General features: G+C 61.2%; 17 protein-coding genes. 7 read left to right on the top strand and 10 right to left on the bottom strand.

Annotation, left to right across the window (positions count from 1 at the left end):
* Nucleotide 1: 1 nt before the first annotated feature.
* The 4 genes from C1N62_RS11510 to C1N62_RS11495 all read right to left on the bottom strand — a co-directional run bounded on the left by C1N62_RS11510 (nt 2) and on the right by C1N62_RS11495 (nt 5,075).
* The gene (locus C1N62_RS11510; protein WP_168195854.1) at nt 2–1,021 is read right to left on the bottom strand and encodes a fimbrial protein; all 1,020 of its coding nucleotides are present in this window, start codon (nt 1,019–1,021) and stop codon (nt 2–4) included.
* 9 nt (nt 1,022–1,030) lie between these two features.
* On the bottom strand, nt 1,031–3,568 hold the full coding sequence (locus tag C1N62_RS11505) for a fimbria/pilus outer membrane usher protein (RefSeq protein ID WP_137763762.1): 2,538 nt from the start codon (nt 3,566–3,568) through the stop codon (nt 1,031–1,033).
* 38 nt (nt 3,569–3,606) lie between these two features.
* Nucleotides 3,607–4,302, bottom strand: coding sequence for a molecular chaperone (locus C1N62_RS11500; protein ID WP_137763761.1), 696 nt, complete (start codon nt 4,300–4,302; stop codon nt 3,607–3,609).
* A gap of 305 nt (nt 4,303–4,607) precedes the next feature.
* On the bottom strand, nt 4,608–5,075 hold the full coding sequence (locus C1N62_RS11495; protein WP_206057750.1) for a fimbrial protein: 468 nt from the start codon (nt 5,073–5,075) through the stop codon (nt 4,608–4,610).
* Nucleotides 5,076–5,433: 358 nt separating this feature from the next.
* Here C1N62_RS11495 and ybiB point away from each other — a divergent pair, with 358 nt between their 5' ends.
* Nucleotides 5,434–6,396, top strand: coding sequence for a DNA-binding protein YbiB (gene ybiB / locus C1N62_RS11490; protein ID WP_137763759.1), 963 nt, complete (start codon nt 5,434–5,436; stop codon nt 6,394–6,396).
* A gap of 18 nt (nt 6,397–6,414) precedes the next feature.
* On the opposite strand, the gene C1N62_RS11485 is transcribed toward ybiB, so the two are convergent.
* Nucleotides 6,415–6,627, bottom strand: coding sequence for an alkylphosphonate utilization protein (locus C1N62_RS11485; protein ID WP_137763758.1), 213 nt, complete (start codon nt 6,625–6,627; stop codon nt 6,415–6,417).
* A 132-nt stretch (nt 6,628–6,759) separates the two neighbouring features.
* Between C1N62_RS11485 and C1N62_RS11480 the strand changes: the two genes are divergently transcribed.
* Nucleotides 6,760–8,607 (top strand): M3 family metallopeptidase, encoded by a 1,848-nt coding sequence (locus C1N62_RS11480; protein WP_137763757.1) that lies wholly within the window; start codon nt 6,760–6,762, stop codon nt 8,605–8,607.
* Nucleotides 8,608–9,782: 1,175 nt separating this feature from the next.
* Here C1N62_RS11480 and C1N62_RS11475 read toward each other — a convergent pair.
* Nucleotides 9,783–10,412: a flavin reductase family protein gene (locus tag C1N62_RS11475; protein WP_137763756.1), complete on the bottom strand. Its 630-nt coding sequence runs from the start codon at nt 10,410–10,412 to the stop codon at nt 9,783–9,785.
* A gap of 135 nt (nt 10,413–10,547) precedes the next feature.
* Between C1N62_RS11475 and rlmF the strand changes: the two genes are divergently transcribed.
* The gene (gene rlmF / locus C1N62_RS11470) at nt 10,548–11,510 is read left to right on the top strand and encodes a 23S rRNA (adenine(1618)-N(6))-methyltransferase RlmF (RefSeq protein WP_206057749.1); all 963 of its coding nucleotides are present in this window, start codon (nt 10,548–10,550) and stop codon (nt 11,508–11,510) included.
* Nucleotides 11,511–11,542: 32 nt separating this feature from the next.
* Here the strand turns inward: rlmF and glnQ are convergent, their stop codons facing one another.
* The 3 genes from glnQ to glnH are packed head-to-tail and all read right to left on the bottom strand — an operon-like array spanning nt 11,543 to nt 13,714.
* A complete protein-coding gene (glnQ, locus tag C1N62_RS11465; protein WP_137763754.1) occupies nt 11,543–12,265 on the bottom strand; it encodes a glutamine ABC transporter ATP-binding protein GlnQ in 723 nt (240 codons plus the stop codon).
* Entirely contained in the window at nt 12,262–12,918 is a 657-nt protein-coding gene (gene glnP, locus C1N62_RS11460; RefSeq protein WP_137763753.1) for a glutamine ABC transporter permease GlnP, read from the bottom strand. The genes glnQ and glnP overlap by 4 nt, the downstream gene beginning before the upstream one ends.
* Before the next feature lie 58 nt (nt 12,919–12,976).
* Complete coding sequence (gene glnH, locus C1N62_RS11455; RefSeq protein WP_137763752.1) at nt 12,977–13,714, bottom strand: glutamine ABC transporter substrate-binding protein GlnH; 738 nt, start codon at nt 13,712–13,714, stop codon at nt 12,977–12,979.
* Here glnH and C1N62_RS11450 point away from each other — a divergent pair.
* Nucleotides 13,713–14,072 carry a hypothetical protein gene (locus C1N62_RS11450; protein ID WP_137763751.1) on the top strand — a complete coding sequence of 120 codons (360 nt, stop codon included), beginning with the start codon at nt 13,713–13,715 and terminating at the stop codon, nt 14,070–14,072. The genes glnH and C1N62_RS11450 overlap by 2 nt on opposite strands.
* Nucleotides 14,073–14,098: 26 nt before the next feature.
* On the opposite strand, the gene C1N62_RS11445 is transcribed toward C1N62_RS11450, so the two are convergent.
* On the bottom strand, nt 14,099–14,365 hold the full coding sequence (locus C1N62_RS11445) for a DksA/TraR family C4-type zinc finger protein (RefSeq protein WP_137763750.1): 267 nt from the start codon (nt 14,363–14,365) through the stop codon (nt 14,099–14,101).
* Between the two features lie 373 nt (nt 14,366–14,738).
* On the opposite strand from C1N62_RS11445, the gene C1N62_RS11440 reads away from it, so the two are divergent.
* The 3 genes from C1N62_RS11440 (at nt 14,739) to C1N62_RS11430 (ending at nt 18,698) form a co-directional block, all read left to right on the top strand.
* Nucleotides 14,739–15,722 carry an SIS domain-containing protein gene (locus C1N62_RS11440; RefSeq protein WP_137763749.1) on the top strand — a complete coding sequence of 328 codons (984 nt, stop codon included), beginning with the start codon at nt 14,739–14,741 and terminating at the stop codon, nt 15,720–15,722.
* Between the two features lie 119 nt (nt 15,723–15,841).
* Nucleotides 15,842–17,002, top strand: coding sequence for a capsule biosynthesis protein (locus C1N62_RS11435; protein ID WP_370465562.1), 1,161 nt, complete (start codon nt 15,842–15,844; stop codon nt 17,000–17,002).
* A gap of 22 nt (nt 17,003–17,024) precedes the next feature.
* Entirely contained in the window at nt 17,025–18,698 is a 1,674-nt protein-coding gene (locus tag C1N62_RS11430; protein WP_137764997.1) for a polysaccharide biosynthesis/export family protein, read from the top strand.

Raw genomic sequence — 18,698 nt, 5'->3', positions numbered from 1 at the left:
GCTACTGGAAATCGATCCGCATAATGGCTGACGCGCTGAACCCCCCCGGCGCGGGCGTGGTGCCAGTGGTGTTGACCGGGTAGGCGTAGAGCGTTGCCTGCCCCGGCTCCGCCCCGGTTTTGTACTGTTGCAGCCGCAGTGGCACCCGGCCACTGTTGATCGCCAGCGGGTTGCGGGCGCTGTCGAGGATCTGGATGCCAATGTCCGGGTTGGTGGTCTGCAACACGCCGGGCAGATCCGCGCTCTCTTCCCCCACCAATGCCAGCTCCACGGTCATGCTCTCTGAGACATCGCTGCACACATAATTAAGGGTGATCAGGTTCGGCTCAAACCGGGCTGGCTTCACCCCCCGGCTGCTAATGTCACTGGCGCGCAGGGAACCAAAGTCCACCGTGATCACCTGCCCGTCATTGATCTCGCAGGAGAGCGGCACGGTGACGATGCCGGTCAGCAGCACCCGGCTAAGGGAGGCCACGCCGTAGCTGCCCTGGGTGCCCCAGCGGCCATAAACCTGAGCCAGAATGATCATGTCGAAGTAGTGGACGCCGACAAACGCATGTTCGAGGTAGAAGGAGATGGTGCCGGTATAGCCCACAGGCACGTTGTCGATGTGGGCCTTGCCATCGCTGCCGCAGGGGATCGGCACGTTGTCCGTCACTTCGTCAAAGGGCACCGGCAGGTTGCCGTGGGGCATGACGGTGAGACGGGTGCCAATCGCCAGAAAGGGGTTGGCGTAGTAGTAGGTCAGCCCCCCCTCCTCATACTGCGGGGTGCTCAGGCTCGAACGGCTCTGGAAATAGAGGGGCGCGCTGCCCCCCTCACAGGTGCAGGTGATGCTGAAGGTGCCACCGTGGTCAATCGGGATGAGATCTGGCAGCACCTTGCCCACCACGTTCTGCGTTGGATCGAGGATGCGGTCAAAGCTCCGAACGAGAACCGAATTGCCGGAGGAGTCCGGCACGCAGGGGCCAGCCTGCGCGCCCGCCCCCAGCATCAGCAGTAACAGCAACAGGTAACGCATCATGGCTCCTTAGCGGCACTCGGCCGTGACAGCGCGCACCGGCTCATCCGGTGGCGCGGCGGGAAGGGTAAAGGCGGCGGTGCAGGCGTTGCCGGGGCCATCGCCCCACTTCACCGCCAGACGCGCCCGCGCTGGCACGCCGCTGAGATAGAGTTCGCCGTTATCGCCCACGATCCCGCTGTTCCCCTCCGCGCCGAGCAGGGTAGCGATGGCCCCGAACGGCAGCGGCTGCCCCTGTCGCCGCAGGCTCACCACCACCCGGTAACCGAGGTGGGCATCAAAGCGCGCCCGCACCACCGCCCCTTGGGTCGGCACCCGCGTCTGGGCGGCGCGCGGCACATCCACATTGGCCGGGAGCGTGGTGGTGTCGAGCGCCAGCAGGTTCTCGCGGTAGGGCATCAGCGACGGAACCAGCAGATCGCCGTCGCCGTCGGTACGGCCGCCGGTGACATTCCGCACCCGAATGCCAGCGGCACCCGGCGTCTGCACCAGCGCCACCGTATCGCCCAGCGACTGCCCGAGGGTCAGGCCGCCGCTGTGCGCCACCACACTGCCCAGCGCCCGGTAGTTGAGGCGCGTGCCGCCTTGGTCATGGCTGGCCCCCACGGTTCCTTCACCCTTCGCGCCCCGGTAGGTGACGGAGGCCAGCCCGTTGCCGCCTCCCTGCTGGTTGTCATAGCCCGCCTGAACTTGGTAGCTGAGGGCGTCATCCGCCAGCGCATTGCCGTTGACGCCGAGCAACTGGCCGGTGCGGTGGCTGGCATCGGTGTTGAGGGTGTAGGAGAGCCAGCTGCGCTCGCGCCAGCGATCGAGCGGCACCTGGAGGGTCAGCGACAGCTGCCGCTCGCTGCCGGGCAGGTCATCCGCCTCATAGCCGCGCACGTTCTCTACCCAAGCGAGATTGAGGTTGAGGCTGACGCGCCCCCAATGGGTGACATAGCCGAGCATGACGTTGCGCTGCGCGCCGCCGGTATCCCAGAAACTCTGCTGGTAGGCGGAGAGCGTCAGGCTACCGGCCCGGCCCAGCGACTGGCTGAGATCGAATTGCAGTCGGTTGCGGCGGTTGTGGTCGCGCCGCCATGCGGCCTCGCTCTCATCGCCCGCCTGCCCGCTGGCGACGGCAGCGTCGCTGAAAGTGAAGTACCCCCGGTCAGCAACGTAGCTGGCAGAGAGTGTCAGGGTGGTGTCGGTGGCGTCGAGGTGGTTGCTGTACTGTACCCGCCAGGCGGTGCCTTGCTGGGCAGGGGCGTCTGGGTCAGCCAGCCGCGCGCGCGCTGTGGTGGCGTCCAGCGCCAGCGAGCCAGCGTAGCCCAGCCCAAGGCCCGCCCCCAGCAGCGTGGCCTGATAATCCGGGGAGAGCAGCAGCCCGCCATAGCCGGTAAAGCCATGCGGAAAGCCATAGCGCAGCGTCAGCTGGCCGAAGCCGGGACGATCGCTGCCGCTGGTCAGCAGCTCGCCACCGCTCAGCTCATACTCCAGCTGCCCCTCACGCTGCATCACCGGCACTGACGAGAAGGCCTGGCTAAAGTGGCGCTCACTGCCATCCGCCTCTGTGACCGTCACTTCCAGCGTGCCGCCGTAGCTGGTGGGGTAGAGATCGGCCAGCGCGAAGGGGCCGGGCGGCACCGTGCGCTGGTCAATCACATTGCCATTCTGGCGGATGGTGACGCGGGCGTTGCTGTTGGCGATGCCGCGCACCACCGGCGCAAAGCCGCGCTGGCTGTCGGGCAGCATGGTTTCGTCTGAGGCCAGACGCACGCCACGGAACGGCACGCTCTCAAACAGATCGGCGCCGGTGGCGCTGTCGCCCAGCCGCAACTTGCTGCGCCACGCCACCAGATCGCGCTGCACCCAGGTTTGCAGCGGCTGCCAGTGCCGGCTTCCCCCCTCATCGCGGAACCAGGTGGCGTAGTTGCGCAGCCGCCACGCCCCGAGATTCGCGCCAGAGATCAGGTTGAGATAGTCACTGTCGGCGGTGGCGCTCTCGCCGCCGCTGAGCGCCCGGTTGCCGCTGAGATTGTAACTGGCCAGCAGCGCCGGGATGCCATTGTCCCAGCGGGCGGGATCGATGCTGCCGCGCGCGGCGTTGCGCAGGGCGGCCTGCGGGATGCTGAGCGCCAGCGTCTGCCGGGCGAAATCGAAGCGGGCGCGGGCGTCCGGGATGTAGCGCGACAGCGGCGCGATCGGCTGGTCGGTGGGCAGGCCACGCAGTGCGGGCAGTCGGTCAACCGCCACGCCGAGCGCCGCCAGCGCCTGCGGCGTGAACTGCGGCTCCAGCGGCTGGTCGCTGCCGGTGACGAAAGTGACGTCGCGCGTATCGACGCGGGAGCGGTTAAGCATCAGCACCACGCGATAGCGCCCCGGTTGCTGGCCGCCGGGCGTGGCGAAGGCCGAGAGATCGACCGGCACCTGGCCGGGGTTGTCGATGGCGAAGGCATGGGGATCAAAATAGCCCTCCGCCCGCGCGGGCGTTGGCAGCAGGCTGGCGCACAGCAGCAGGCAGCCGCCGCATCGGGCCAGTGGCCGGTGCAGGCTGTGTATACTCATTCGCCATGCCCTCCCTGCTCAGGCCAGTGGGGCGGGGATCAGTGGCCATCCAGTGCCTGTTGCTGCAACGGGGTGGCGTTGCCGTAATCGGTGATGGTGCGCCAACTGACCTGGGTGGCGTTGGCTACCGGCAGCGGGTAGCGCATCTCACCAAAGGGGGGGAGGGTCAGCCGGCTGATCTCCGCCTGAATGGCGTGGTCATTGACGCTCAACTGCTTCAGGTTCTGGTAATAGGGAGTGGGGTTGCGCACCACCAAATCGCTGCCTTGGCGGCTGAATGCCAGCTTTTTGTACGCCTCCTGCGCCCCCCGCGCCAGCGCCGCCGGGCGGTAGAACAGCTTAAGGCGCGTCTTGACCGACAGGTGCAGCACGTTGGCCTCACTCTCATTGCGCGCCAGCTCCGGCACCGATTTGACGTTCAGCCAGAACAGGGACTCGCGATCCTGCGGCAGGCCGCCGCGCGTCAGCACAATGCGTAGGATGTTCTCCTGCCCCGGATCGAGGCGGAACAGCGGTGGCGTGACGAGGAACGGTGCCTTACCGCCGCCGGACTCCGGCTCCACCCAGCTCTGCACCAGATAGGCGCGGGCAGGCTCTGGGTTGCTTAACCCCAATGCGCTCTCCTGGCTATTTCCATCAAAAATAACCCGGGTGCCGCCAATAATAATGCCAGCCTGAATAGGTAGGGATAAATAGAGCATCATTGCGATAATGATGCGCATAAATAGCGTCATGGTCGCCACATCTCATTAAGGATAATAGTGTGAGTGTAGACGCTGAATGGCGCGATTCAACGGGGTGGGCGCAAGTGGGAAATTACGTCACGCTGTTGTGATGTTAATTGAATAAATTCTCATTCTGTGCGGCAGGTAAAAAAAGAGCGGGCGATACGCAATGGCGCATCGCCCGAAATATAAAGGATGGTAATAAGAGGAAGCTGCAAGAAAAACAAAGACCGTCTCAATTATATAATTGTTTTTCACCGCTCACTGATTTCAGCCAATAATAAAGCGTGAAGTGTGAACTGGCGAAGGTTTTATTATGGGTAAACCAGCGTGAACTGGGCAGTGGCATTGGCCTCGCCTGCCGTCACCGTCTCAGCCGTGGACATGTAGCCAGCATAGAAGGTGAGGGTGTTGGCACCGGTGGTGATCGCATAGGGCTTGGAATTCTGGCCCAGCTTGATATGCGACTGCTCGCGGTCTGACAGTTCAATCGCCACGCCGGTGGCGGTGGTGGCGCCGCTGTTCAGCTCCAGCAGTTCTGGATAGGCAGCGTCCGCCGGGCCATCGAATTTGACCTCAACCGAACTGTCAGCCGGGCAGTCGAGCAACTCAATATTGAATTGCGTCTCTGCCGCACGTTTGCCCGCCGCGCCATTCAGCGAAGCCGCGGAGATCGATCCTAAATTGACCTCCTGGCTTGGCGTGTTAACGGTACAGGCGACATCCGTGATGCTGCCGGTGAAATTAAGGGTGCCATCGGAAGCCTGGCTATTTGTTGCCATAAATAGCGCGGCCGCTGACAGGGCAGCCGAGGTAAAGAGTGTTTTTGCAGAATACATAATCCTACCCATGAGTGATTGATAAGTGGCTATTCCCGCCCGGTGGCGGGCGGCATCAAATTAACAGTTGGTGCAATATTGGTTCTCCCTGTGGCCCGCGCTGTTCAGGGGCGTCAGGTATGGATATTTCGCGGGCTATATAATCATCGCGTGAATGATTGTTCCAGTTATCTATATTAAATCTTAATTTAATAGCTTATTAATTTATGGCGTAGGTTTTCCGCGCGCCTGCGCACGGCAGTTTGCCCGGCGCGGAAGCTACGTTATGCTAGCCCCCTGGTGACGCATCTGAGGCAGAGCAATGGACTACACAAAAATTATCAAAGAGGTGGGGCGCGGCAAGAACCATGCCCGCGATCTGGAGCAGGCCGACGCGCTGGCGCTCTACCGCGAGATGCTGGCTGGCCGGGTGTCGGAGCTGGAGCTGGGTGGGCTGCTGATCGCCTTCCGTATCAAGGGTGAGGCGGAGCAGGAGATGCTCGGCTTCTATCAGGCGATGGAGGAGCAGACGCTGCGCCTCACCGCGCCCGCCGGCCGGCCACTGCCGGTGGTGATCCCAAGCTACAACGGCGCGCGGCGGCAGGCCAACCTGACGCCGCTGCTGGCGCTGCTGCTCAGCCGCCTCGGCCTGCCGGTGGTGGTGCACGGCGTCAGTGAGGATCGCACCCGCGTCACCAGCGCCGCCATTTTTCAGGCGCTCGGCATCGCGCCCGCCGCGTCGCAGCAGGAGGCGCAACAGCGGCTGGATCAGGGTGGGCAGCCGCTGTTCATGCCGATCTCGCTGCTCTGTCCGCCGATGGAGACGCAGCTTAACCTGCGCTGGCGGATGGGGGTGCGCAACAGCGCCCACACGCTGGCGAAACTGGCGACGCCGTTTGCCAGCGATGCCCTGCGGCTCGCCAGCGTGTCGCACCCGGAGTATGTGCAGCGCGTCTCCTCCTTCTTCCGCCAGATTGATGGCCGCGCGCTGCTGTTGCAGGGCACCGAGGGGGAGGTCTACGCCAACCCGCTGCGGATGCCGCCGCTGTATGGCATTCATCAGGGGGAGGTGGTGACCCTGACGGAGCGCCAGGAGTTTGATGGGGTAATGTTACCGGCGGATAAAGAGGTGGAGAGCACGGCGCGCTGGATTGAGCGCTGTCTGGCGGGAGAGGTGCCGGTGCCGCAGGCGCTGCGCATCCAGCTTGCCGCCTGCCTGCTGGCGGCGGGGGAGGCCGCCAGCCAGCAAGAGGCCAACGACCGGGTGGCGGCGCTGCTGGCCTGACGCCCGCGCCCCGCGGGGTCACACCTTTTTCAGGAAACAGGTTTTCAGCACCAGTCCCTTAATCTTGTCTGACCGGCACTCAATCTCATCCGCGCGGCCGGTCAGGCGGATATTCTTGATCACCGTCCCACGCTTCAACGTGCTGGAGGTGCCCTTGACCTTCAAATCTTTAATCAGCTGCACCGTATCGCCTTCGTTAAGTTGCGCGCCGTTGCTGTCTTTGACTTCCATTACCTTTCATTCCGTCTGTGTATGATGGGGGCGCGGAGTATATCCCAACCACGGCGGCAGACTTTGCGCCAGCTCAACGACCGGGGCTGAAAATGCTAGACTGAAGCGAAAACGACATAAGAGAGGGTTGGCATGCAACAGGCACTGGAGTACTTCAACGCATTGAACCATGACTATCTCGCCGTCCATCAGGCGAAGGAGACGCTGTTCTGGCAGAACTACATGGGCACCGGGGCGGAGGACGTGGCGGAGCGTTTCGCGGAGGCGGAGAGCGCCTATAAGCGGTTTATCGCCAACCCGGCGCGGCTGGGCGAACTGCGGGCGATGATCGCCGAGGCCGAGGCAGAAGCGGGCGAGGGGCGTGACGCGTTGCTGCACGGCCTGCGCGGCTGGCAGCGCTTTTTCGAGAGCAACGCGATCGAAGACCCGGCGGCACAGGCGCTGATGGATGAGATTATCCACGCCGAGGGCGCGCTCTACAGCCAGCGCAAAGGTTTCCGGGTGACCCACCGCAACGCCGCCGGCGAGGAGGTGGAGGCATCTCTGGGCGAGCTGCTGACCAATCAGGCGACCAACGATAACGAGGCCTACCGCCACAGTTCGCAGCAGGCGCTGCGCGGGCTGGAGCAGTGGTTGCTGCACAACGGCTTCCCGCAGCTGGTGACGCTGCGCAACCGCTTTGCGCGCCAGATGGGCTTTCGCAACTATTTCGATTATAAGGTCAACCTCACCGAGCGCATGACGCCGGAGGCACTGTTCACCATCCTCGACCGCTTTGAGCAGGAGACGCGCGAGGCCAACGCCCGCAGCCTGCAACAGCTGGCGACCAACAAGGGGGCAGGGGCGCTGGAGGCGTGGAACATCCGTTATGCCAGCGCTGGCGACGTGACTCGCCAGCTCGATCCCTACTTCCCGTTTTCGCGTTCGCTGCAACGTTGGGTGGAGAGTTTCAAGCGGCTGCACATTGGCTTCCGTGGCGCGAAGATGCAGCTCGATCTGCTGGTGCGGCGCGGCAAGTATGAGAATGGCTTTATGCACGGCCCGGTGCCGGCCTTTTACGATCAGGGCAAGTGGGTGCCAGCGACCCTCAACTTCACCAGCCTGGCACAGCCCGATCAGGTGGGCAGCGGCGCCTCTGGCCTGAACACCCTGTTCCACGAGGGGGGCCACGCGGCGCACTTCGCCAACATCACCCAGAACGCGCCCTGTTTTTCGCAGGAGTTCGCGCCGACCTCAATGGCCTACGCCGAGACGCAGTCGATGTTCTGCGACAGCCTGCTGGATGATGCCGATTGGCTGAAGCGTTACGCGCTGGACGCGCAAGGCGAGCCGGTGCCGGATGCGCTGATCCGCGCCAGCATTGAGGCGCGCCAGCCGATGCGCGCCTTTAACGAACGTCATATCCTGCTGGTGCCCTATTTTGAGTGGTCGTTGTATCAGTTGCCGGAGGAGGCACTGACGCCGGAGACCATCACGGCGCTGGCGCGTGAGATGGAGCAGCGCATCCTTGGCGTGGACAGCCCGCGCCCGACGCTGGCGATCCCGCATTTGCTGTCGATGGAGTCCGCCTGCTCCTATCAGGGCTACCTGCTGGCACTGATGGCCGTGGAGCAGACGCGCCACTTCTTCCTGAAGCGCGACGGCTACCTGGCCGACAACCCGGCCATCGGCCCGGATCTGGCGACGCACTACTGGCAGCCGGGCAACAGCGTCAGCCACAACGACACGCTGCTGAGCCTGACCGGCGAGGGTTTCAACCCGGACTATCTGGCGCAAGCCTGCAACCAGACCGCCGAGCAGGCGTGGCAGCAGGCGCAGGTCTGCATCCTCGCCGCCGCCAACCGCCCCCAGCCCCCGGCCGATTTCGACCTGAACGCCGAGATCCGCATCGTGGATGGTGACCGGTTAATCGCCGATAACCGTGATGGCGATAACGCCATGTGTCAGGCGTTTGCGGAGTTTATTCAGGGGAATTATTAAGTATTGGGGGCAGCCGCTTTTGGCTGCGCTATGGGCGGAGACTGGTTTCGGCTCGGAAGCCTGAATGTGGCCGCGCTGAGGCCGGAGAAGGGTTTCGGTTGTTCGGATTCCTCTTTCTACCTGAGCCTCGGAGCCTCAACCGAGCAGGGCCTGCCGGCGCGCCGGCCCTGCACCACGCGGGCGTGTTAACCTTCGGTTTGCCTGTATCTTTTTCTGCTTTGGCTTTCGTGGTTATATTTGGCCTCGTTGGGCCGGAGAAGGGTTTCGGTTGTTTGAGTTCCTTTGTCTACTTGCGCCCCGGAGCCTCAACCGAGCAGGGCCTGCCGGCGCGCCGGCCCTGCACCCGCGCGCGTTGGGGTGGAATGGCTAATCATTGCCCGCTCTCGCGGGTGACCCTCGCTACGTCTCCGGGCTTTCGGGCCGGCCCAGACGCGCTCCCGGCGCGGCTGGCCCTTTCGCGGGCGTCCTGCCCGCTCACCCGGCCCTGCGACTCCACTCGGCAATGATTAACGCCCCTACCTCCTCTGCGCGCTGTAAGTATGTGAGGAAATAGTTGGGAAGTTTTTTTATTGGAAGGTGGAATAGATTGGTTATGGAGCTGATTGTATTTTTTTAGCTCCGGCAGACTTTAAACGCCACATACCCAGCCGCACAAATCCCAAAACCCTTTAAACAGAAATAATCCCCCCATATTCCGTCCCAACTATTTCCTCACATAGCCGAGGGTTTGCAGAGGAGGTGGGGGCGTTCAATTATTGCCGACGGAGGATTCCGGGCCGGGTGAGCGCACAGGGATGTGCGCGAAAGTGGCAGTCGCGCTGGGAGCGCGTCTGCCACGGCCCGACAGCCCGGAAGCTGACGGAGGGAACCCGCGGTAGCGGGCAATAATTAGCCGAGGCACCCCAACGCGCGCGGGTGCAGGGCCGGCGCGCCGGCAGGCCCTGCTCGGTTGAGGCTCCGGGGCGCAAGTAGACAAAGGAACCCAAACAACCGAAACCCTGCTCCGGCCTCAGCGGAGCAACAGGCACTCACGATGCCCGAAACCCTGCTCCGGCCTAAGCGCGACCACAGGCAATCGCTATGCCCGAAACCCTGCTCCGGCCCTAGCGGAGCAACAGGCATCCGCTATGCCTGAAAAAAGGGGGGGGATTAATGGGGGGAAACCCCCATTCCCCTCACCGTGCATCAGGCCTCACCAGATCAAACCGCTGATCCTCAGAAATCCCATAATAAGCGCTGGGGCCACCGGCGCGCAGCACGGGCTCGGCGCGGGCGGTCTGGTAGATGCCCTCGTCCAGCAGGGCGGTGTCGATATGCACCGCCACCACCTCGCCCAGCACCAGCCAGGTGTCGATGGGCTGGCCAGCGGCGTCCTGCAACTGGATTAACTGCGACAGCTTGCACTCAAAATTCACCGGGCTTTCCAGCACGCGGCTGGCGGCGACCCGGCGGCCGCGAACCGGCGTCAGGCCGGCGCGCTCAAACTCATCCATGCCGTTGGGCAGTGAGGCCGAAGTCTCGTTCATCCGCTCGGCCAGCGAACGGGTGGTCAGGTTCCAGACAAACTCACCGGTGGCGCGGATGTTCGCCACGCTGTCCTTCCAGCCGGTGCTGGCGAAACCAATGATCGGAGGCCGGTAGTTAAAACAGTTGAAAAAACTGTAGGGGGCCAGGTTGCGCTGCCCCTCGGCGTTGCAGGAGGCGATCCAACCGATTGGGCGCGGGCCGACAATGGCGTTCAGCGGATCGTGCGGCAGGCCGTGGCCAGCGGCTGGCTCATAGTAGTAACGGTTTTCCTCGGTCATGACTTACCTCTTGATGAGTAACACAATACCTAACGTTAGCTGCCAGGGGGCCGCTTCGTCCAGGGGGAGAATGTGCGCTTGCGTGGGGCGGGTGTGGTATCTTAGCCGCAGAAAATGTTGTCAGAGAGCTTTCAGGTGCAAAAAAAGAGACTCCCCCCGCAGGAAAAAAGCGGACTCCATGCGCGTAACCGGCATCGCAGCCGCTATGATTTCCCGGCGCTTATCGCCAGCAGCCCCGAACTGGCCGCCTTTGTCGCCGAAAATGCCTGGGGCGACCTGTCGGTGGACTTCGCCGACCCGGCTGCCGTCAAGGCGCTGAACCGGGCGCTGCTGCGCCACTTCTACCAGATCGCCGAGTGGGATATCCCCGAGGGCTACCTCTGCCCGCCGATCCCCGGCCGTGCCGACTACCTGCACCACCTGGCTGACCTGCTGGCCGCCAGCAACCACGGCGAGCCGCCGCGCGGCAAAAATATCACCGTGCTGGACGTCGGCATCGGGGCCAACTGCATCTACCCGATCGTCGGGCTGCATGACTACGGCTGGCGCTTCACCGGCAGCGACATCGATGAGGTCGCGCTCGCCTCGGCGAAGCAGATCATCGCCCGCAACCCGCTGTTGACCCACAACGTGCGCCTGCGCCAGCAGAAGCAGCCGCAGCAGATCTTCGCCGGCATCATCAAGCCGAACGAGCGCTATGACGCCACCCTCTGCAACCCGCCGTTCCACGCCTCGGCGGAGGAGGCGGCCGCCGGTAGCCGCCGCAAGCGGCACAACCTGGGGCAGAGCGACGCCGACACCGCGCGGCTCAACTTCGGCGGCCAGAGCAATGAGCTGTGGTGCGAGGGCGGTGAGGGGCTGTTTATCAGCCGCATGATCGCCGAAAGCCGCCGACTGGCGGAGAACTGCTTCTGGTTCACCACGCTGGTATCGAAAAAGGAGACGCTGCCGCGTATCTACCGCGAACTGGAAGAGGCCGGGGCGGTCGAGGTGAAGACGCTGGAGATGGCGCAGGGGCAGAAGGTCAGCCGCGTGGTGGCCTGGACGTTCCTCAATGCGCGCCAGCAGGCGGCTTGGGTCGCGGCGCGCTGGAAGTAAAAAAACGGCGGGCTGATGGCCCGCCGTTTCGCTTAGGAGACGTGTTGCAAGAACTCGCGCAGCCGGTCGCTGGGCGGGTTGTTCACCAGCGTGTGCGGGTCGCCATCCTCGGCGATACGCCCCTTGTCGATGAAGATCAGGCGTGACGCCACCTTCTCGGCAAAGCCCACCTCGTGGGTGACGATCACCATCGTCATGCCCTCTTCGGCCAGATCCTTCATCACCGTCAGCACCTCGTGGCGCAACTCCGGGTCAAGCGCGGAGGTCGGCTCATCAAACAGCATCAGCTTCGGCTTCACCGCCAGCGCACGGGCAATCGCCACGCGCTGCTGTTGGCCGCCCGACAGCTCGGAAGGGTAGTGGTGCGCGCGCTCTGAGAGGCCCACCTTGCCCAGCAGCTCTTTTGCCAGCTTCTCGGCGTCCGCCTTCTTCGCGCCACGCACGCGGATCGGGCCGAAGGCCACGTTCTCCAGCGCGGTCAGGTGCGGGAAGAGGTAAAATTGCTGGAACACCATCCCCGCTTCCTGGCGGATCAGGCGCTCATCCACTTTCGGGTCGTTGACCTTCAGGCCATCCACAATCAGATCGCCGCTGGTGATCTCTTCCAGCTTGTTGATGCAGCGCAGCAGGGTCGATTTGCCTGAGCCGGACGGCCCGATAATCACCACCACTTCGCCCTGGTTAATCTTCAGGTCAATGTCATGCAGCACCTGGGTCTTGCCAAAGTGCTTAGAGACGTTCTTGAATTCGATCATATGATTTTCAGTTTTCTTTCAAGCCGGCGCAGGATAAAGCTCAATACCAGCGTGATGATCAGGTAGATCACCGCCACTGCGGTCCAGATTTCCATCGCACGGAAGTTGCCGGCGATGATCTCCTGCCCTTGACGGGTCAGTTCAGCCACACCGATCACAATAAACAGGGAGGTATCCTTGATGCTGACAATCCACTGGTTGCCCAGCGGCGGCAGCATCCGGCGCAGCGCCAGCGGCGCAATCACGTAGCGCAGCGTGTCGCGGCGGGAGAGACCCAGCGCCAGCCCGGCTTCGCGGAACCCTTTGTGGATGGAGAGCACCGCACCACGGGTGATCTCGGCAATGTAGGCGCCGGAGTTGATGATGATGGTCACCACCGCCGCGCTGAAGGGATCAATGCGCACCGGGATCATCATCGGCAGGGCGAAGTAGATAAACATCACCTGCACCACGATCGGCGTGCCACGGATAAGCTCGATAAACACCAGTGCGATGTGGCTGGAGATCCAGCCACCCACGGCGCGGGCGAAACCCGCGATCACACCGATGAACAGGCCGCCCAGCAGACCGAGGATCGAGATCCACAGGGTCATCTTGGCGCCTTCGAGCAGGATAGGAAGAGCGGGCCAAATGGCGCTCCATTCAAACTGCATGGGTCATCTCCTGGAAAAACCGGCAGCGGATGCCGCCGGGAACGTCAACGTAACGCACTTATTTAGGTTCAGTGCCAAACCATTTCTTGTAGATCTCGGCGTAGGTGCCGTTCTCGCGCAGCGTTTTCAGCGCGCCGTTCACCTTCTCGCGCAGGTCGCTGTTTTTCGGGAACGCAATGCCGTACTGCTGCGCCTTGATGGAGTCACCCACCGCCTTGAAGCGGCCCTGACCAGCAGTCTTGATGAAGTAGAGGATGTTCGGCGTGTCATGCAGCACCGCATCGGCACGGCCAGTACCCAGCTCCAGGTAGGCGTTGTCGATGTTCGGGAACTGGCGCAGCTCTTTGGTTTTGATGTTCGCTTTCGCGTAATCCACCGAGCCGGTGCCGCTCTTCACCGCCACCACTTTGCCAGCCAGATCCTGCTCGCCCTTGATTGGGCTGTTGGTCGGCACCATCACCATCAGGCCGCTGTTGTAGTAGCCGTCAGAGAAGTCGATGGCGTTTTTGCGCTCCGGGGTAATGGTGATACCGGCCAGCGCCAGGTCAACGTTGTGGGTTTGCAGCGCCGGGATAATGCCGCTGAAGTCCATCGGCTTCAGGCTGTAGTCCAGCTTCAGCTCTTTGGCGATGGCGTCCCACAGGTCCACGTCGAAACCAACATATTTGTCACCCTGCTTGAACTCAAACGGGACGAAGGCAGTGTCTGTGGCAACGATCAATTTGTCTGCTGCGTGTGAGGAAACGGCGAAGGCCAGCGTCAGGGCGGCCAGTGTGGCTTTTGCAAATGACTTCATGGAAGAGTTCCTTATTGGTGCCGGAGTGATAGCCGATTCTTATCTTTCACGCGATGCTATGAAAAAATCGTGCCAACTTTTCGACTTGTTGAAAATCAATAGGATTTTTCGCAAGAGAGCGCACGCAAAGCGAATTTGCGCCCGATTGCACCAGAAGAGTGCACCAAAGGAGTGCAATGGTACGATGGTGGTGCAATGGCTGCAGTTATGCCCCGTTTATGTGCAGTGCGCTGCATTTATAGTCAAATCAGATCTGATTTTAGACCTTAATGCTAATTTTTTCGGCAGTCATGCCGCAAAAATGGGCAGGGGAGCAGAAGGAGGGGAGAAGGGCAAGATAAGAAAGGCTGATGGATAGAAAAAGGGCCGGTTGCCCGGCCCGCCTTAACGTAATTGGCTATCTTTACTGCCACGCCGGTTATAGCCAGCATGATCGTGCTCGGCTTTGTCCAGCTCGGCCTGGCACTGCACACAGTAGCGCACGCCTTTCAGCGCCTGCCGCCGCGCCTCAGGAATCGGCTCTCCGCACTCCTGACAAAACTTCTCGCTGACGCCATGTCCCAACGACTGGCGCGCACGCTGCACGGCATCCTCTACCGTCGAGTCAATCTGATCCTGTACGGCACCATCTTGTGCCCAACCACTGGCCATTATGCCTCCGTAACGCTATGGAAAGATCAAAAAACCGGCGTCACTTTATGGGTGAATTATCCGGTTAGTGAGATTAATTATAGTCGTTGGAAGGGTGTTTTGCTGGGAGAGGGAAGTATTCCACCGGTAAATTTGCGTTAAGGAGGTGCAAACCTGTGAGCATGCCGTTACAAGCGTTAGCACCGTGTTACCTTTGTTTAAATTTTGAACATAAAGTGAGAATAATCTTAAATTTATTGTGTTCAATTATTTCATGTGATAAACAGGCAGCGCTTTAAACAGACCCTCTTTTTAAAGGTGTTATTTTCTGGTGACGCTATTTGGGCAGCCATCCTGCCTGGCGTTATTTTTATTACCGGTTAAGGTCAATCCCGTGTCTGATACGCTGCTCTCCACACTCCCTCGCTATTCTGCATCGCCAGATAATATTGCGTCGATTAAACGCACCCTGAATGAACAGGCTGAAGCTCTGCGTACTTTGGCAGAACATATTGATTCCACGCAATATCAGCGGGCGCTGACATTAATCAGCCAGTGCAAAGGGCATGTGATTCTTTCCGGCATGGGAAAATCGGGCCACGTGGGGCGCAAAATATCGGCCACGCTTGCCTCGACCGGCACCCCCAGCTTCTTTATCCACCCGGCGGAAGCGTTCCACGGCGATCTGGGAATGATTACTCCCTATGACCTGCTAATCCTGATCTCCGCCAGCGGTGAGACGGATGAGATCCTGAAACTCATCCCGTCGCTGAAGGCGTTCGGCAACCGTATCATCGCCCTGACCAACGCCAGTGACTCGACCCTGGCACACCACGCCGATGCCGTGCTGGAGCTGATGATGGAGAGCGAAAGCTGCCCGAATAATCTCGCCCCGACCACCTCTACCACCCTGACGATGGCGATTGGCGATGCATTGGCGATTGCGTTGATGCAGCAACGCCAGTTCCGGCCCACGGATTTTGCTCGCTACCACCCCGGTGGTTCGCTGGGCCGCCGCCTGCTGACCCGTGTGGCAGACTTGATGCAGACCACGGTGCCGCAGGTGCAGGAGTGCGCGACCTTCCGTGAGGTGATCCAGGAGATCACCGGCGGCTGTCAGGGGATGGTGGCGGTCAATGACGCCGCCGGGCGGCTGGTGGGCATCATCACCGATGGCGATCTGCGCCGGGCATTGGCGAAGTGCAGCGGTCTCGACACCTGCACCGCCCGCGACATCATGACCCATGACCCGATCACCCTGCCGCAGGAGACAATGATCGCTGATGCCGAACACCTGATGCAGCAGGAGCGCATCTCCGCGCTGCTGGTCACCGGCAGTGGGCAGGATGTGGTCGGCCTGATCCGTATATTCGATTAAAAAAGCAGCCAATTGAGCGAATAGCGCCCTTTTTTGCGCCATAACCTCTGCGTTACAGGGGATTAGTGCGCCAGATAATGGCACCAAGCCACGCCCCTTTTAGAAAATGATGAACCCTCATGTTAATGAATAACCTAAAAGCTGCACTGCCGGGCAAGCAGCTCGTCCGGCGGCTGCGTCAGACCGTGAATCTGGCTTTCCTGCATCGCCACCTGGCAAAGATCATCATTATTGCGCCGCTGGCGCTGTTGATTATTTATCTGGTGTTATTCAGCCAGCCGCGTTTCCAAAGTGAATCCACGGTCGCAATTAAACGTTCCGATGATATCAACGGCAGCAGTTTGAATGTCGGCTTGCTGCTGGGGGCGAGTAATACCAGTTCGGCCGAGGATGCGCTCTATTTAAAAGCCTATATCAACTCGCCGGATATGCTGGCGATTCTGGACAAGCAACTTAATTTCCATCAGGCCTTCGGTGCCAGCGGCTGGGATATTTTCTACCACCTGTCGGCAGACCTGTCGCGTGAGCGTTTCCTCGAGTATTACCGTAATCGTATCAGCGTGATTTACGACGATAAAACCGGTTTGCTGACCATCGCCACCCAAGGTTTTACGCCGGAGTTCGCCCAGCGCTTTAATCAGGCGGTGCTGAAAGAGTCGGAGCGTTTTATTAACGAGCTATCCCACCGGATTGCCCGTGACCAGCTCGCCTTTGCTGAGAAAGAGATGCATGAGGCCAGCAGCCGCCTCGATGCCAGCCGGGCGGCGCTGCTCGCCTACCAGAACAGTAACAGTATGCTGGACCCTGGTGCACAGGCGCAGGCGGCTAGCGCTCTGGTAAATACCCTGATTGGCCAGAAAATCCAGATGGAAGCGGAGTTGCGTAACCTGCTGACCTATCTGCGTGAGGATACGCCGCAGGTGGTCAGTGTCCGCAATGCGCTGGCGTCGCTCTCTGCCCAGATTAAAGAGGAGCAGAGCAAAATCACTGCCCCGGACGGCCGCCAGCTCAATACCATGGCGGTGGACTTCGAGGCGATCAAGGCCAGGGTTGCCTTTGATACGGATCTCTACAAGCTGGCGCTCACCTCCATCGAGAAGACCCGCGTCGAAAGCGCGCGCAAGCTCAAGGTGCTGTCGGTGATTAGCTCGCCGCAGATGCCGGAAGAGTCAACGTACCCCAACAGCCCTTATCTGATCATCAGCCTGCTGCTGATCTGCTGCTTACTCTTCGGCACCATCAAACTGCTGCTGGCAGTGATTGATGACCACCGGGACTAATAACGACTACCGCGAGCACGCCATGAAACTGTTTAACACCTTTGTTCTTGCCCTGATGCTGCCGCTGGCTCAGGCGCAGGCGATCTCCCTGACCGCCGATCCCTCCCTGACCGGCGCGGCACCGCTGCCGCAGGTGATCAGTGGCCAGACTGCCCAGCCCAAAAGCAGCAGCCAGTTTGACGACACCCCGGCCCCGGTGGTTCCGGCCCCAGCCAGCCGCATGTTCGGTGCCCAGATCTTCAGTGGCACCGGTGGCAACAGCGCCAGCAGCATCGGCTTTAACCCCAGCTACGTCATCGGGCTGGGTGACCAGATCCAGGTGCGGCTCTGGGGCGCTTTTAACTTTGAGGGCAGTCTGGCGGTAGACCCGAAAGGCAACATCTTCTTGCCTAACGTTGGCCCAATGAAAGTTGCCGGCACGCCGAACGGCCAGCTCAACAGTCTGGTCACCAGCAAAGTGAAAGAGGTCTATCAGGCTAACGTCAACGTCTACGCCTCGCTGGTGCAGGCGCAGCCGGTCAAGGTGTTTGTCACCGGTTACGTCAACAACCCCGGCCTCTATGGCGGCGTGGCCTCTGACTCGCTGCTCTCCTACTTGAGCAAGGCGGGCGGAGTGGACACCGAGCGCGGTAGCTATGTGGACATCGAGGTCAAGCGCGGTAACCGTGTGCGCAGCCACATCAACCTGTATGACTTCCTGCTGAACGGCAACCTCAGCCTGTCGCAGTTTGCTGACGGCGATGTGATTGTGGTCGGCCCGCGCCAGCATACGGTCAGCGTGCAGGGCGAAGTCTTCAACAGCTATGATTTTGAGTTCCGCGATGGCACGCTGCCGGTCAGCGAGGCGCTGAGCTGGGCACGTCCAAAACCGGGCGCTACCCACATGACCATTATCCGCCAGCAAGGCACCGTCAAACGCAGCGAGTACTACCCGCTCAGTCAGGCGAATGGCCGCTTCCTACAGGATGGCGATCAGCTGATTGTCAGCGCTGACCGCTACGCGGGCACCATTCAGGTGCGCATTGAAGGCGCGCACTCCGGCGAACACGCGGTGGTGCTGCCCTATGGGGCCACCATGCGCCAGGTACTGGCGCAGATCCGCACCAACAACATGTCACAGCTTAATGCCATCCAGCTGTTCCGCCGCTCGGTGGCGGAGCGCCAGAAAGAGATGCTGGATCTTTCCCTGCAGAAGCTGGAGGAGGCGTCACTCTCTGCTCAGTCCGCTACGTCGGAAGAGGCCAACCTGCGGATGCAGGAGGCACAGCTGATCAGCCGCTTTGTTGCCAAGGCGCGCAACGTGGTTCCTAAAGGGGCAGTGGTGCTCAATGAGAACAACCTCGATCAGGTGATTCTGGAAGATGGCGACATTATCAACATCCCAGAGCGCACCTCACTGGTCATGGTGCACGGCGAAGTGCTGTTCCCGAATGCCGTAGCCTGGCAGAAAGGGCTGTCGCCGGAGGATTACATCGCCAAGGTCGGGGGCTTGACCCAGAAGAAGGGCAACGCGAAGGTCATCGTGATCCATCAAAACGGCGAAGCGGATGACGCCGACAATGTTGACACCCTGCAACCGGGCGATGAACTGATGGTGCTGCCGAAGTTTGAATCGAAGAGCATTGAGGTCACCCGCGGCATCTCGACCATCATTTACCAGATCGCCGTCGCCGCCAAAGTTATTTTGACACTGTAA

The sequence above is a fragment of the Nissabacter sp. SGAir0207 genome (genome assembly GCF_005491205.1).
Classification (GTDB): Bacteria; Pseudomonadota; Gammaproteobacteria; order Enterobacterales; family Enterobacteriaceae; genus Chimaeribacter.
Note: the sequence above shows the minus strand (reverse complement) of the source record. Positions and strands in the feature narration are given on the sequence as shown.